This window comes from Fibrobacter sp. UWH6, from assembly GCF_900142465.1.
Taxonomy (GTDB): domain Bacteria; phylum Fibrobacterota; class Fibrobacteria; order Fibrobacterales; family Fibrobacteraceae; genus Fibrobacter.
This window is the reverse complement of sequence record NZ_FRAX01000022.1, coordinates 13059-27520: the sequence shown is the minus strand read 5'-3', so window position 1 is coordinate 27520 and position 14462 is coordinate 13059. Positions and strand designations below refer to the sequence as shown.

Here is a 14462-nt window from a genome sequence, read left to right as displayed (position 1 = left end):
GGATGGTGTGTAGAGTACTTCTTGAGAAGGCAAGGAAGTTGCCTTCCCTTGTTTCGTTTAACAAATTTAAACCCCTTCGTGCGATCGCACAGGCAGGGTTAGTCTTGGGCCTTTCGGCCGCAGCGTTCGCCGCAGATTACACCGCTGACGTGGAATACGCCGACGGAAATCTCTATTACACCGTTACTTCAGGCAGAAACAATCTCACGAGATGTACAAGCCTCGCCAATGGCATTTCTTTCTCTACAGTGGATGCCAAGAACGTCACCATCAATTTATACACCAACAGGAACTGCAATACTCCCCTGACAGTCCAGCGCAGAAACGTCACCATCAGGGGCGCGGACCTCTTCAAGGACGGAGCCACTTCAGCAACAGCCACACTCGGCAAAGACGGCAAGCTGACTCTCGAAGAACCCGGCAGCCGAAAGACGATCGCCTTCTTTACCCCCTGGAGCAACACCAACGCCATCCTCTTCATGAACGGCGACTCCGTGGGCATCATGCAGCCCATCAAGAATTATTGTGGCTGGTTCGCCGCATCGGTCAAAACTCCCGAAAATGGACTCAAGGTTTACTTCAAACAGACTGTCGGTCGTAACTATGTAGGCGCAGAAGGCGTCACCATCACCGAACCGACCATCGCCAGCGAAATCTCCCTGGATTCCATCGCCAGCATTTCCGACACCATCTGGGTGCAGGGTTACAAGGCAGACGTTCCCGCCTTATTCTCCAAGTACCCCGGCGTCCTAGGAGACTGCCCCCTCAAGAAATTCCCCGTTACCGTATTTGACTGGCTTCATGGCGACAAGGGCGACGGTGACGATCCCGGCAAGAACGGCGACCCCGCCAACGGTGTCAGCGCCGACTTCGGTTCTGGCGGTTGTGGCGGATCCAACAACAACAAGGGATATATGGGAGGCATGGTCCAGAAGAATCTGGGTCCCAACGGCGTTCCCGTTCCCGCAGATCCGTTCCCTGGAGACTGCAAGATTACCACCCACCTGGCAAACTGGTTCCTGCCCGAAGTGGTGGCTACCGATGCCGCCGGCACCCAGTACACCAACATGACCTGCCGCGACATTTACATCTCTATGGACAAGGAAGGTTTCTGGCTGGCCGAAGTTTCCTCTGACAATGTTTCCGAAGGAAATGACGCCACCAAGGGCGGCATGTTCCTTGTAGACGACTTTGAATTCCTGGATGACGCCAAGACCGTCAAGAATCCCTACTTTGACCAGCTAGGCAACGGCCAGAAGCATAACTTCGGTTTCGCCGTCAAGATCCAAGCCACCTTTGAATACGTTCCCGGTCAGTACTTCGACTTCTACGGCGATGACGACGTGTGGGTCTTTATCGACAACCGCCTGGCAGTAGATATCGGTGGCCAGCACCGACAGGTTGCAGGTGCCGTAGACCTGGACACCATGGGACTTGTCGAAGGAACTACCTATGACTTCCATATTTTCTATGTGGAACGCCATACCAGTTCTTCTAATTTCCGTATGCGTACATCCATCGACCTGCAGGTGGACGCCTCCATTTTCGTAACGTCCATCCCCCTGGGTGATGAAACCAATTACAAAGTCTGGCAGGTCAATAAGAAGAACAAGCTTTCCTGCGGTTATGACGCCAACTCTACAGAAACGGATACTACAGGCGGCGCTTCCACATTCAAGCTTACCGGCGGCAATCTTTCTGAACCCCAGATTCTTGATGTGGGCTTGCATTACGAAGGCCTCAACATTACCAGCGACTCTACATTCAGCGTCAACGTAGAAGCCATCAAGGCTAACGGCGCCCTGGCTCCGGGCCACTACTTCCTGGAAATCACCCTGAAGTCCGATCCCAGCCAGACTACAAAGGTCGAAATTACCGTCCCTGCCTACGACCTCCCCAGCGTAGCATTCGCAAAGGAAGACTGGACAGTCCTCGGCACGGCCGTTTCTGGCGACACCACTCAGATCGGCGAATGGGCTTACGCCACCTACCAGGTCAACATCACCTTCTTTGAAGAATGGGCTACAGTCAATAATTATAACAGAAAGATCAACCTGTCCTTCTCTGACGTAAACATCGACATTCTTGATACCATCGGCGGAAAGAAGATTACTTCCGTCAACCTGGATTCCAACGGCAGAGCCACCTTCTACGTACACGCCAACGCCCCTGTTACCGGAGCAACACTTACCATCAAGGGCGCAGCAGCAGGTTCTTCTGCCTGGACAAAATTGAATTTTGCCGATCCGCCAATTCCGCAGATCGTTACAGCAACCATTTTTGACAGAAACGGTGACGGTCGAGCCGACAGCCTATATGCACAGTTCGACAGAAGCCTTTCTGACAAGAGCCGTCTGGATTCCATTCAGTTTGAATTTGGCGAAGCCTTTATGGCAACCGACAAGTTCAGACTCATCAACAACAATACCATCGTCCTGACCGCCGAAGATATCGATGTTGAAAAATGCACCGATGCCAAGTGTGGTTTCGGTAGCCGCCAGTTCACCGGAGGTGCAACCAATATCTACACAGGTTCCCTGAACAACTGGTTCACCTACAAGGACAATGGAAAGACAAGTCAGTTCTACAAGGAAAACGAACCCATCAGCGACGGCATGGGCCCCATTATCGTAAGTGCCGTGAAGTCCAAGAGCAACGATGGTAACCGCCACCTGGCACTGACTTTCAGCGAAGCCATCTCAGACGATTCCCGTATTCAGTTCGCCACCATGTTTGAATTTATCTGCATGCGCGGTGGCATCAACGAGAATCCCGAAACCCCGGTACTGCAATCCGGTAGCGGCAATACCATGACCCTGGTTTATAGTTCGACCACACAGGACGCCGTATTGCCCAACAATGGAGACCTGATCCGCTTTGTCCCCGGAAACGGTTCCGCAAACGAGACCATCGACCTTGTTGGCAACGCTCCCCACAAGGACAACGCCTGGGTAACCATCACTGGCGACCAGGAACTGACCAACGAAAGTCCGGGAGTCATTTCTATCGGCGATGACCCCTACGGCATCATCAAGAAGGATACCGTCACACAGAGCCTGCTGATCACCAACACTACCCAGGACGCTCAGCAGATCGGCGACTCCCTCGGTGTTCAGGGCAGCCTCATTGACTACGACATTTCCAAGATCATGTTGGAAGAAACCCAGAAGGACATCAACTCGCTGGACGCATTCATAGAATCTCAGCTGGGAAGCACCACGACCTACGATACGACATATATATGCATCAGCGAAGAAGAAGCCCTGACGCAGGTCTTTGCCGATATCAGAACCGGAGTGGTTGGCGAAAACTTCGGCTTTAGCGAAGCCACCGTCATCGCCATCATGGAAGGTACTATCAACGAAAGCAATTACCAGTCCGCCCTAACAGCAGAAGAAAAGGGCATCATAGCCAAACTGACCGAAGACAATATTGAAGCCAGCAGGGACACCCTGACCGAAATCAGTTCCATTTCGACCACCACCCAGACGGATTTGTTCAACTCGATCAGGGCAGGTCTACTTGATGAAAAATTGAAGCAGGCCGGAGTCAGCCAGACCGTCATTGACGCCATCAAGGACGGCACCCTGAACGAATACAACATCGAAGAATTCCGCAACGGTTCCAAGTCCCTGATTGCAGACGACGCCATAGAACTCTTCTACCGTACACGTTACTACAGCCAGTATGGCGAATATGTGGGCGGAACTTCCAAGTCCATCAAGTGCTCCGACAAGGAAATCTATGGCGAAGAAGGCTGCATGAAGAACAAGGGCAAGATCTTCCTGGCCTGGAACATGCGCTCCAACAACGGCCGCCTCGTGGGAACCGGTGTGTATATCGCCCGACTGGAACTGAAGATTATCGTAAACGGCAAGACCACCATGCATCAGACCCGCGACAAGCTCTGGGGCGTGCGCCGTGGAAAAGTCAACAAGCTTGGCCTAGAATTCGGGCTCTAGAAAAGAAATTAAACCTCTCTCATTAAAGGTGTCCGGCCAAATGCCGGCGCCTTTTCTTTTTTTTGCCCGCTGACCTTCATTTTTACACACTTACTAAACAAAATCAACAAATTCTTACACAGTTATTTTAAAAAAACATTGATTTTTACAAGATTTTAAATATTTTTGGAAAACTTCTTCAAATATTTGAAATTATTTCTAAACACTTCGTCTAAAAATGGGATTAGAGCAAATGGGTGTTTAGAAGGAGAAATCTATATGTGGTGTAAGAATCTCTCCAAAACAATCCTCATGGGACTCGCCTTGAGCGCATGTCTCGTTGCCGCTAGACCCGGTACCAACAACACAGACCGCCCGGGCAACGAAACTCCCGCAACAAAAACCCCGGCCAAAGTCCTCCGTTTTCTTGCCCCCTGGACCAACACCAACGCCATCGCCTACGTCAACGGAGATTCCATCGGTGTCATGACTGCCGTAGACAAATACTGCGGCTGGTACGAAACGAAAATCAGCAAACCCGATGGTGAGTTCAGCGTCTATTTCAAGCAGACCGTAGGAAACAAATTCTACAGCGCAGAAGGCGTCGTTTCTAAAGCCCCCGGCACCGAAAACGAAATCAGCCTGGACAGTCTGGCGGCCGAAGGCGACACCCTCTGGATTCGCGCCTATAAGGCAGACGCACCCGCCCTCTTTACCCAATACCCAGGCATCCTGGGAGATTGCCCCACCAGAAAACTCCCCGTCATGATGTTCGACTGGTATGACGGCAGCCGCGACAACCACAAGAAATTCAGGCCCACCACCCGCGACGAAAGCCTCTGCAACCTGGGCGACGGCGCGGACCACTGCACCGACACATTCGGCGGCGTGGGAACCAGCGCAGACTTCGGCGGCGACAACGTAAACCTCTGCTGGCCCAATTCCCCCATGTCCAAGAGGGACTACACCGAAGAAGACCGCAATCTCATTGACTACACCGCCAGTCTCGACCAGGTGCTGGAAGGCATGGTGGAACGCAAACTGGGAAAGAACGGTGTCCCCGTCCGAAATGAGAATTTTGACTGGAAAGGAAAGTGCCGTAACGCAGAACATCTGAATCAATGGTTCCTGCCTAGACCACGAAGGGGAACGCCTCTTCCTGGCATGGAACATGCGCGACAGAACCGGCAGACTGGTCGGAACCGGCGTCTACATCGGACGACTGGAATTAAGAATAGAAGTCAACGGCAAGACCATACTGAACCAGACCCGCGACAAGCTCTGGGGAGTCCGCCGAACAAGGCCGTAACTCCAGACAAAAAGAAATCCCTCCAAACCAACCAAACCAAAAGGACCGCGCGATTTATTTCGCGCGGTCTTTTTTGCGCTGACGGAACAGCAAGAAGCCAGCCATAAAAAAAGAGCCCGCGATTACAACCGCGAACTCTCTTACAGTTCCAAGAAAGTCTTACTTGTTTTCTACACAGCGAACGTTGTAGGCACGAGTATCGCCACCCACATGCTGGACTTCGTGAGGTCTATCGCCAGAATAGTTCTTGATACGATAGGAATTGTTGGTTCCGTTATCTTCGTACCAGATATATCCCTGGTCACCTTCATTTCCAAAGCTATTGCCTTCTTCAACGTTCACACGGCCGCCAATGGACCACCATTCATGTTCTACAGCATTATCCAGCGCGAGAACTTCTGCCTCGGTAGGAAGTCTCCATCCAGTGGGGCAGGCGGACAATGCTGCGGCATAGGTATAATACCTGCCATACTTGGCACACATATCAGCACCGTCCTTAGTGGGGCAGAAACTATTGGCCTTGGTTTCGTAATTCAGGTTCTGGGTCATCCAATGAACACCGGCGATAGTCTTCAAGGCGTAGGTCTTGTTGTCTCGCAGGTCAACCATCTGAGTTTCTGTTACGTTGGGCCACACTTCCGCCTCGGAAGAGACTCCAATAACGATGGTTTCCATGCTAGCGCTGGAGGTAACCGCAGCCGCTTCGCACTTTTCGCTCCAGCAGAAAACACCGCTACTAATGTAGGGGGTCTCATAATTGCTGGCAGAAGACAAATACACAGTCTTGTTGACAGTATCTGTTACGACAGAACCACTAGACTTGACTTCAGCCTGTACCCCAGAATCCTTCTTAGAAGACGATGATGCAGGAGCGTCACCCTGAGGGGCGTTAGAATCGCTGGAAATAGAGCTATCCTGCTCAGCAATTATCACATCAACGTCTGAGATGGTATCGGAACAAGCCGAAATCATGCTCACTACACCCACAAATCCCAATAATGCAGTGATCTTTTTCATAGGCTCAAATATAGTTTACAAAACCATACCTAAACAGCAAAAAGTTTTTTACTATCTTTGTGCTCACTATGACGAACGTTGAAATTTTCGACACCACTTTTGCCATGACCATCCTGGTCATTTTGGCCCTCTGCATCCCCACTGTCCTCTTGGTTGCCAACTGGCTTCTGCATCCGGGCAAAATCAAGGAAACCGCCATCAAGGGTACCTCCTATGAATGTGGTATCGCCCATGTATCCGGCACCTCCAGCGAACGCTACCCGGTCAAGTACTACATGGTGGCAATGCTGTTCCTGGTGTTCGACCTCGAAGTTGCATTCCTCTACCCCTGGACCATCCAGTTCCTGGCTGGTGGTTGGGAATTGCTCTTTGTTCTTCTCGCCTTCCTGGTGATTCTCGAAGCCGGTTACTGCTACCTCATGAAGAAGGGCGTGCTGAACTGGACTCGCATTCAGGACTAATTCCTGAATCCACAGATATTCTATCTCAAAAATGGTGGTTGCGACCTTCGGGGCGCAACCACTTTTTCATACCCGACCTTCGGGGCGCAACCACTTTTTCATATCCGACCTTCGGGGCGCAGCCGCATTTTTACTTCCGCCCTGCGGGGCCTATTTTTTGTTTAAACCTCGGGAACTAGAACGCAGACCGGATATAAACAGTCATGCCGAACTTCTCGTAGTCCACCCAGGAAATCTCACCACGGGCGTAAAGCCGTTCCTTCAAGTTAAGGGCCAGCATCCCTCCAAACCCAACAGCCTGATGCCACCGATTCCGTAGAAGTTCGCCAAAGTGGTCACCCACCTTGGCCCCTTCAAAAAAGATATCACCGGCCAGGCGCCAACCTAAATATTTACGAAGTTCCGCCTGTAAAATCAGACTCTGGTTATCGCGAAAAAACAAGCTCTCTACACCGCGAAAGCGTTTCGTTCCATCAGGGCCAGATAGCATGTCAAAGGGAACATCCCCGCTAGCCCTTTGCCAGAGGGCTGCCGTCGCCACGGAGATATTCCAGAACAAGGGCGTGTACCCACGGAGGTCCAGATCCTGAACACCGAAGTCATAATCCCCTAGCCAGTCGCTGTAGAACATCTGCTGCCAGCGAACAAGGAAACCGCTCCGGGTCCAGTTCAAATTGTCGCGGGTGTCGTAACTAAGAATATAGCCGCCCCCATTCCGCCAACCATTATGCAAATCCGGTAAGTCCATATCGGCACAGCGATCCTTGGTGCAGTCATTAAAATCGGTAGACGACCTTTCTGCAATAACCTTCACACCATAATTGAACGACCGGGGCAACCCTATGGAAGACTTCAATTCCGTAGAAAAATGCAGACGTTCTCGATCGAAGCCGATGTACTTGTCGAAGTCCACATCGTTCCCCATGCCGAAGTAACTGCCTACCCAGTTCTGATACCTGAAGTCTACGATACCGCTAATCCTGTCGTGGTACAGATAGAAATAGGGAACCATCAGAAACTGGAACTGCTTTCGGGTAGAACCGTATGCCGTAATATCGATTTCCTGGACCTTACCACCAGGTTCGTTGGGCTTAAAGAACAGAAGCGCCATGGCACCATACTGCAGTTTGGTTTCTTCCGAATAACCTAATATGGGAAGGGCAGAAAATCGCTGAAAATGATCCTCATCATTCTCTAAAGCGAAGGCGGCTGGACCAATACCGCACACCGCAAGGGCCACAACGCTCATAATCTTGCGCAGTAGCTTGCAGTTCTTTTGCGGCACCTTCGGACTCATGGTTCACAATATATATATTAGTGCCGTTATGAACCATATTGCAATTTTTATTGATGCAGAGAACCTGACCAACTGGGTAAGAAACAATGGCGTGCAGTCCTTAATGGACGAACTGCTGCCCCTGGGGCAAATCGTTGTGCGTAAGGCTTACGGCAAGTGGTCTAGCCCCCAGCTGATGCCTCTGCAATCCGCATTGAACGAAAACGGTTTCGAGCTTGTCCACACCTTCCATCCTGTCAGCGGAAAGAATTCCACCGACATCAAGATGACCGTAGACACCATGGAAGTGGCCCTGGATTCCCAGGTGCAGTGGATCGTGCTGGCCACCGGCGATTCCGACTTTTCGCCCCTGTTCCGCAAACTCCGCGAACAAGGCAAGGAAGTCATCGGCGTCGGTCCCAAGTCCCCTCTAAGCGAGTGCGTCAAGAATTCCTGTTCCCGCTACGTTTACACCGACGACGCCACGGCCGCCCCCGTGGACGAAGATGAAGAAGAAAACGCCAAGGACAGAAGCAGCCTTATCGTGTCCGAAAAGATCGACTCCATGGAAATGCTCCGCGACATCCTGCAGAAGGAAGACGGCCCGCTGCCCCTTGCCGCCGTCAAGCCGAAAATGCTGGGCATCGACAACGCCTTCAACGAAAAGCGTCTGGGATTCAAGAACTTCATGGACTTCGTCAAGTCGGCAGACTTCGTACAAATCAACGACATCGGCGGCGGATCCTTCACCGTATCTCTCGCCGAGCAGAAAGTCTCTGTGGAAGAAGACGCCCAGATGGTTCTGGCCAAGGCACTCAAGCGCAAGGGCTGGGACATCTTCCCCAAGAACATGCTTAAGAAAATCTACGTGGCCGCCTGCGACCTGAGCTCCTTCGTTCCCATGAGCAAGCAAATGCTGGTAGAAGAAATCGTCGCCATGAACATCCCCGGCACCACAAGCAGTTACATCAACCGCGCCCTGGGAACATTCTTCAAGGCAAAGCTGGTAACCGTCTCCACCAGCGACGATGGAGACAAGCTTTGGACGCTGACCGAAAACAATCAGTACTGGAAGGAAATCGACAAGGCCATGCTGGACCGCCTCCACGTAAGCCTCAAGGAGACCAAGCAGAAGGTTCCCAAGAAGGACGTCATTGCCATGCTTTACGGAAAGTACGCCGAAGGCGAAGCAGAAAAACTCGTTTAGTTTATACTTATTGATATAGATAAATTAAACGTAAATAATTTCCGCATACCTATAAAAAAAGAAGGACTCGCTTTCGCGAGTCCTTTCTTATTGCAGTTCCTAATGTCTAAGCCTTAGTCAACCAGACGAGACGGCATCAGGAGGAAGCTATAGTTCAGGTCTTCACCGACCGGTTCGATAATGCAGGCGCCAAGAGGGCTGTTCATCTTGAGGATAACTTCTTCGCTCTTGCACATGCCGAGGATTTCGGAGAAGTAACGACCGTCAAAGCCCATGCTGAAGTTGCCTTCGCCATTGTGAGTAATGGCCAGTGCTTCGCGGCATTCGCCACCAACATCCGGGTCAGTTGCAGAAAGTTCCATGACGTTGCCGTTCATGTGCAGACGGATCTGGTGAGTGCGGGGATTAGCCATGGGGAGAATGCTCTTGACCTTACCCTGAAGTTCGGCGCAGTTGGCCTGCACGGTACGTTCAAAGTTCTGGGGGATCACATTGCGGTAGTTAGGATACGGTCCTTCGTACAGCTTGGAAATGATCTGGGTAGAACCGGTGCTGAACAGCACATGGGTTTCGGTAGTGCGAATTTCGATGATATCTTCGCTCTTGGCAATGCGCAGGATCTGCTGCAGAACCTTGGGCTGGATGATAATGCCGCTAGCGAGAGTAGCGCCTTCCTGGTCGATGCTTGCACGGCCCATGCGGTGACCGTCGGTAGCGACCATGGAAACCTTGCCATTGTCAGCTTCGAAGAACACGCCATTCAGGTTCATGCGGACAGAATCGTTGGAAGTTGCAAAAGCGGTCTTTTCGACGAGGAATGCAAGTTCGCTTGCAGCGAAGTTCAGGCTGTCGCCTTCCACTTCCGGGAACGGAGGGAAGTCACCAGCGTCAAAACCCATGATAGAAGCCTGACCGCGTTCGCTCCACTTGATGCGAGCCAGATAATCCTGGACATCGATGCTGATGGTTTCGATAGCGGGATCGCTAAGAGCCTTGATCAAGTCAGAGAACTTGCGGGCGTTGATCACGACTTCGCCATCACGTTCGCCGTTCACTTCCAGCTTGGTCCTGACACCAAGGTTCAAGTCGGTTGCGCAAATTTCCAGGATGTTTCCTTCGAGACGAAGAGAATAGTTGTTCAGAATCTGAAGAGTAGACTTGTTGGGAATTGCGGTAATGGCAGTCTGCAGAGCTTCCTGCAGGTCGGACTTCTTAATATCGAACTTCATCTTAGCCTCTCTGGATTAGCATGGTGCCAACAAAGAAGATTACGGCGAGAGCTCCAAGTACAGCAATAATCTTGGGGTCCAGTGCGTTCTTCTTGTTCGGGGTGAACTTCTTGACTTCTTGTTTAGCGTGTCTACGATCGCGACGACTCATGGTATTTCTCCAAATTTTATACGGATAAAAAACTAATTTTTTTACAGACATTGGAAATCATCTTATGAGTAAAATTCCTTTAAATAAGCTTAAAAATTCGGCTATGAACTTCGCCTCTACCGCACTTTTGCGGGTAGAACTGGCAGCCGAGGAATCTAGGCTCAAAAACCGCTTCCAGGCACTGGGTCAGAAACTTCACGGAGCCGTCCGTGACGACCTTCTTTCCGCCATCAAGGACGACCCGTCCGTGGTAGAAATACTCGGCGCCATCGAAGAACATAAGCGCAAAATCAATTCCTTGCGGGAGCGTATCGACGGTGAAAAAACTTGAAATCCATGTATTCCCCAGCAAGACCACCTCGGGTAAGAGCTACAGCGTATCCCTCCTAGGGGCCATACTCTCTGTATTGAGCGTTTGTGCCGCCGTGGCAGGCTTTATCATGTTCTCTCCCGTCCGCATTATGGATAACATAACAAGCGGAAACGTAACGAATGTCTATCGCCAGAATGCAGCTATCGAAAAGGAACTGGTAGCCGTCCGCGCCTCCGTAGACTCTTCCATCCTCAAGGCCGAAGAAACAAGGCTTCTCCGCGACAGCACCCTGAAAATGGGAGGTCTGGGATTCACCCTGGAAACCACCAGCGACGAAGAACGCGCCGCCCGCAAGCGCAAGAGCCTGATGGAACTGGAAACCACTTTCCGCAAATTGCTGAACGCCCTGGAAAACGATTCCGCCCTGGCCGCCAAGCTGCCCGTACTTCACCCCATGAAGGGTGAACACGCCGTCAAGAAACGCTTTGAAATGGCCTACGATCCCTTTACCGACAGACAACTGCCCCATCGCGGCATCGACTACGTGGCCGTCGAAGGGGACACCGTCTATGCGACAGGTGCAGGTGCCGTCATGGAAGTCCGCAACCATCGCGGTTTTGGCCTGTCCATGAAAATCGAGCATGTGAAGGGCGTCCGTTCCTTCTACGCCCACCTAGGGAAATCCCTTGTCCCCCAGGGAAGCTTTGTAAAACGCGGTCAACCCATCGCCCTCATCGGCGAAAGCGGTCGCGAAACGAGCCTCGGCCTGCACTACGAAATCCGACTGTCGGGCAACTCCATCAACCCCGAAAGTTTCTTCATCACCAAATAGGTGGACAGGAACGAGGTCAATATGGCAAATTCCGCTTTTGAACAGAACATCATCGCCATGGTATGGGACTGCGACAAGACGCTCATCAGCTCTTACATGCAGGAACCCCTATTCCGTCATTTCAACGTTGACGGCGCCAAGTTCTGGCAAGAAGTGAACGCCCTAAAAAGCCACTACGCCGCCCAGGGAATTTCCGTCAATTCCGACACCAGCTACCTGAACCACATCTTGACCTATGTGAAGGCGGGGCTGTTCAAGGGACTTTCCAACAAGATGCTCCGTAGCTTCGGCAAGGAACTTGCCTTTTACCCGGGCCTTCCCGATTTTTTCGGCGAAATCAAGAAGCTGATTGAAGAAGATCCGAAATACAAGGCCTTCGACATCCGTCTGGAACATTACGTGGTCAGTACCGGTTTTGCCGAAACGATCCGTGGCAGCGCCATCGCCCCCTTTGTAGATGGAATTTTTGGATGTGAATTCATCGAAGAAGTACTGCAACCCGGTTTTCTGGATGCAAAGGACGCAGCAGGGAACGTCCCTAACGCAAACGAAGTATCCGCAAACGAAATTTCCCAGATCGCCAGCGCCCTGGACAACACTTCCAAGACCCGCTACATCTTCGAAATCAACAAGGGCAGCAACAAGTACCCCGAAACCATCGACGTCAACTCCTCTATCGCACGAGAAGTGCGCCGCGTTCCCTTCCAGAACATGGTATACATCGCCGACGGTCCCAGTGACGTTCCCGCCTTCAGCATCCTGAACAACAATGGCGGAAGCACCTTTGCCGTTTACCCCAAGGGCGACGTAAAGGGCATGCGCCAGGTGGACGCACTCCGCCGCGATGGCCGTGTGCAGATGTACGGCGAAGCGGACTACAGTGAAGCAACGACTTCATGGCTGTGGCTTACGGAAAAGGCCCGCGCCATTGCCGACAAGATCGTGGCTACCAAGCAGGCTGCCATCAAGAATAGCGCCGGCGCCCCGCCCACCCATCTTCAATAAAAAAAGCGGGCTCAGTCCCGCCTTTCTTACATCATCCAGATTTGCTGTTCCGCCAACAGGGCAATGGCCATAGGCAACATGCCGTTTGTCGCAAACTTGTCCTTGACCTTCCTGCGGAACATGTTGACCGTAAAAAGCAAGGCCGCCACAAGAACGATGACAGATACGTAGGACGCCTTCTCATCGTAAAACTGGCAGACGACACCAAGATAGACGTCAAGACAGATTCCCAGAACAGCCTTCCCCATCAGGAAAAAGGCGACTCCAAGATGGAACTTCTTCTTCTTGGCCATGGTAAAACGCCGGGCGATCTTGTACCCGATACCAAAGCAAAAAAACGGAAGGATATCCATGGTAAAGGTGATTCCGCATTCGGTAACATCAAACGAACCATCAAGAATTTTATGGGCGACGTCCTGCACTCTCGAAACAACGAATACGGCCATGAGAGAAATCCAGAAAAGCTTGCGGATGAAAAGCTTTACCGGCGATTCCCTATTTGCAGAATCTTCCCTTGCCGCCTTGACGGGCTTTACCTTTACTTTCTTTTTTTTGTTAGACTTGTTCGTCTGAATTTCCGCCTCTAACTCATGGATCCGTTCCATTACGATCTTGACTCGTTCGTCAGAGGAATCCTTCTTGACGACACCCAAAACTTCGTACAGTTCACCCAACGGCAAATTGTGAATCTTGCCGGCATAATCTTTTAGGTAAAGTTCGTCTTTTAAGTTGATCTGGTCAGACATAGATTTTTCTTCTTCCTGGAGACGAAAGATATTAAAATCTAGAAGACGAGAATCCCGATCTCACTCAGAAAACGGTTCAAGCAGAAGAGACCGAAGCCTAGAAGGAAAATCTGGATGATGATGAACGGTATGGGGTGCTCCCTGAAATGGTAATCACTGCCCTGGTGAGAAATGTTGCCGCGGACAATATTGCTGATAAACCAGGCGAAGAAAATGATGGTGAGGAGCAGGGCCATGCAGGGCAATCTACTAAATTATTGGCTTAGTTGGAGCCGAATAGTTCATCGTACTCTTTGTTGGTGTAGATGATGCCGTCCTTTTCCTTGTAACGGTATGCGGGGAGGGAATCGCCGTTGTCGCACTTGAAAATGGGATCGTAACGGCTCGGTGTATTGCAGACGATGGGAACGATGCCGTACAGAGGGGCGTTTTCATCAGTGGATGCGTAGCTTTTGGAGGCGTTTTCGCATGGAGACGGAACGTATACGGTGCTGTCCTTGCAGTGTACCGAGGGATCGGAATAGAGCACGTAGGGATATTCGCTATTGACGCTGGAAGAGGATTCTCCCATGCCGGAGGAAGACTCTGCGCAGTTACCTTCGGTGCAGTCACCGGTTATGCTGCTGGAGCTGATGTCATAAGTGGGGGCGACGCCGTAGAGTGCGATGACAGCACCACCGCCACATTCTTCATTTTGCTCGTTTGTACAGATGTTTTCGCCACCTTGGATGTATTCCGCCTCGGTGCCGCTATCGTTACAGCCGGCCCAAAAACTTGCCGCAATGCCTAAGGTGATTTTTCCCCAATGTTTCCTGATGGACATAGAGCCTCCTGGTTTCCCAAATTCCTTACGGTTAGAATATAGACTTTGGCGAAACTTTTTTGATGCGCTGGCTGAAAAATATGTTGTACAATTTGTCAACGGTTGGGGGCGTTGCGGGGGCGTGCCCCCGCAGAGGGGGTAGCAAAAGACCT

At 51.3% G+C, this 14462-nt stretch carries 14 protein-coding genes; 7 read left to right on the top strand and 7 right to left on the bottom strand.

The window, feature by feature from the left end; genetic code table 11:
• Positions 1–104 precede the first annotated feature (104 nt).
• Both BUB73_RS14625 and BUB73_RS17770 read left to right on the top strand, forming a co-directional pair.
• Entirely contained in the window at positions 105–3962 is a 3858-nt protein-coding gene (locus tag BUB73_RS14625; protein ID WP_254795035.1) for a fibro-slime domain-containing protein, read from the top strand.
• 258 nt (positions 3963–4220) lie between these two features.
• Complete coding sequence (locus BUB73_RS17770) at positions 4221–5357, top strand: hypothetical protein (RefSeq protein ID WP_088658920.1); 1137 nt, start codon at positions 4221–4223, stop codon at positions 5355–5357.
• Between the two features lie 52 nt (positions 5358–5409).
• On the opposite strand, the gene BUB73_RS17765 is transcribed toward BUB73_RS17770, so the two are convergent.
• Positions 5410–6267, bottom strand: coding sequence for an FISUMP domain-containing protein (locus BUB73_RS17765; protein ID WP_083539813.1), 858 nt, complete (start codon positions 6265–6267; stop codon positions 5410–5412).
• A 68-nt stretch (positions 6268–6335) separates the two neighbouring features.
• Here BUB73_RS17765 and BUB73_RS14610 point away from each other — a divergent pair, with 68 nt between their 5' ends.
• Positions 6336–6728: an NADH-quinone oxidoreductase subunit A gene (locus tag BUB73_RS14610; protein ID WP_073237446.1), complete on the top strand. Its 393-nt coding sequence runs from the start codon at positions 6336–6338 to the stop codon at positions 6726–6728.
• A gap of 175 nt (positions 6729–6903) precedes the next feature.
• Here BUB73_RS14610 and BUB73_RS14605 read toward each other — a convergent pair whose 3' ends face one another.
• Complete coding sequence (locus tag BUB73_RS14605; RefSeq protein WP_073287004.1) at positions 6904–8025, bottom strand: BamA/TamA family outer membrane protein; 1122 nt, start codon at positions 8023–8025, stop codon at positions 6904–6906.
• Between the two features lie 28 nt (positions 8026–8053).
• On the opposite strand from BUB73_RS14605, the gene BUB73_RS14600 reads away from it, so the two are divergent.
• Positions 8054–9211, top strand: coding sequence for an NYN domain-containing protein (locus BUB73_RS14600; RefSeq protein WP_073161167.1), 1158 nt, complete (start codon positions 8054–8056; stop codon positions 9209–9211).
• A 113-nt stretch (positions 9212–9324) separates the two neighbouring features.
• On the opposite strand, the gene dnaN is transcribed toward BUB73_RS14600, so the two are convergent.
• Entirely contained in the window at positions 9325–10440 is a 1116-nt protein-coding gene (gene dnaN / locus BUB73_RS14595; protein WP_073161168.1) for a DNA polymerase III subunit beta, read from the bottom strand.
• 1 nt (position 10441) lies between these two features.
• A complete protein-coding gene (locus BUB73_RS17440; RefSeq protein ID WP_158236529.1) occupies positions 10442–10591 on the bottom strand; it encodes a hypothetical protein in 150 nt (49 codons plus the stop codon).
• A 64-nt stretch (positions 10592–10655) separates the two neighbouring features.
• On the opposite strand from BUB73_RS17440, the gene BUB73_RS14585 reads away from it, so the two are divergent.
• From BUB73_RS14585 to BUB73_RS14575, 3 genes are read left to right on the top strand one after another with little or no spacing between them, the layout of a single operon-like run.
• Positions 10656–10922 (top strand): hypothetical protein, encoded by a 267-nt coding sequence (locus BUB73_RS14585; protein WP_139258452.1) that lies wholly within the window; start codon positions 10656–10658, stop codon positions 10920–10922.
• Positions 10909–11736 carry a M23 family metallopeptidase gene (locus BUB73_RS14580; protein ID WP_073161171.1) on the top strand — a complete coding sequence of 276 codons (828 nt, stop codon included), beginning with the start codon at positions 10909–10911 and terminating at the stop codon, positions 11734–11736. The genes BUB73_RS14585 and BUB73_RS14580 overlap by 14 nt, the downstream gene beginning before the upstream one ends.
• Before the next feature lie 21 nt (positions 11737–11757).
• Positions 11758–12741 (top strand): HAD family hydrolase, encoded by a 984-nt coding sequence (locus BUB73_RS14575; RefSeq protein WP_073161172.1) that lies wholly within the window; start codon positions 11758–11760, stop codon positions 12739–12741.
• Positions 12742–12767: 26 nt separating this feature from the next.
• Here the strand turns inward: BUB73_RS14575 and BUB73_RS14570 are convergent, their stop codons facing one another.
• The 3 genes from BUB73_RS14570 to BUB73_RS14560 are packed head-to-tail and all read right to left on the bottom strand — an operon-like array spanning position 12768 to position 14310.
• Positions 12768–13487 carry a hypothetical protein gene (locus BUB73_RS14570; RefSeq protein WP_073237453.1) on the bottom strand — a complete coding sequence of 240 codons (720 nt, stop codon included), beginning with the start codon at positions 13485–13487 and terminating at the stop codon, positions 12768–12770.
• Positions 13488–13525: 38 nt separating this feature from the next.
• Positions 13526–13723, bottom strand: coding sequence for a hypothetical protein (locus BUB73_RS14565; RefSeq protein WP_073287001.1), 198 nt, complete (start codon positions 13721–13723; stop codon positions 13526–13528).
• 26 nt (positions 13724–13749) lie between these two features.
• The gene (locus BUB73_RS14560; RefSeq protein ID WP_073286998.1) at positions 13750–14310 is read right to left on the bottom strand and encodes a hypothetical protein; all 561 of its coding nucleotides are present in this window, start codon (positions 14308–14310) and stop codon (positions 13750–13752) included.
• Positions 14311–14462: the final 152 nt, after the last annotated feature.

Coding starts and splice junctions, on each gene's coding strand:
- BUB73_RS17770 (WP_088658920.1), top strand. CDS start 4,221: ATGTGGTGTAAGAATCTCTCCAAAACAATCCTCATGGGACTCGCCTTG.
- BUB73_RS17765 (WP_083539813.1), bottom strand. CDS start 6,267: ATGAAAAAGATCACTGCATTATTGGGATTTGTGGGTGTAGTGAGCATG.
- BUB73_RS14610 (WP_073237446.1), top strand. CDS start 6,336: ATGACGAACGTTGAAATTTTCGACACCACTTTTGCCATGACCATCCTG.
- BUB73_RS14605 (WP_073287004.1), bottom strand. CDS start 8,025: ATGAGTCCGAAGGTGCCGCAAAAGAACTGCAAGCTACTGCGCAAGATT.
- BUB73_RS14600 (WP_073161167.1), top strand. CDS start 8,054: ATGAACCATATTGCAATTTTTATTGATGCAGAGAACCTGACCAACTGG.
- dnaN (WP_073161168.1), bottom strand. CDS start 10,440: ATGAAGTTCGATATTAAGAAGTCCGACCTGCAGGAAGCTCTGCAGACT.
- BUB73_RS17440 (WP_158236529.1), bottom strand. CDS start 10,591: ATGAGTCGTCGCGATCGTAGACACGCTAAACAAGAAGTCAAGAAGTTC.
- BUB73_RS14585 (WP_139258452.1), top strand. CDS start 10,656: ATGAGTAAAATTCCTTTAAATAAGCTTAAAAATTCGGCTATGAACTTC.
- BUB73_RS14575 (WP_073161172.1), top strand. CDS start 11,758: ATGGCAAATTCCGCTTTTGAACAGAACATCATCGCCATGGTATGGGAC.
- BUB73_RS14570 (WP_073237453.1), bottom strand. CDS start 13,487: ATGTCTGACCAGATCAACTTAAAAGACGAACTTTACCTAAAAGATTAT.
- BUB73_RS14565 (WP_073287001.1), bottom strand. CDS start 13,723: ATGGCCCTGCTCCTCACCATCATTTTCTTCGCCTGGTTTATCAGCAAT.
- BUB73_RS14560 (WP_073286998.1), bottom strand. CDS start 14,310: ATGTCCATCAGGAAACATTGGGGAAAAATCACCTTAGGCATTGCGGCA.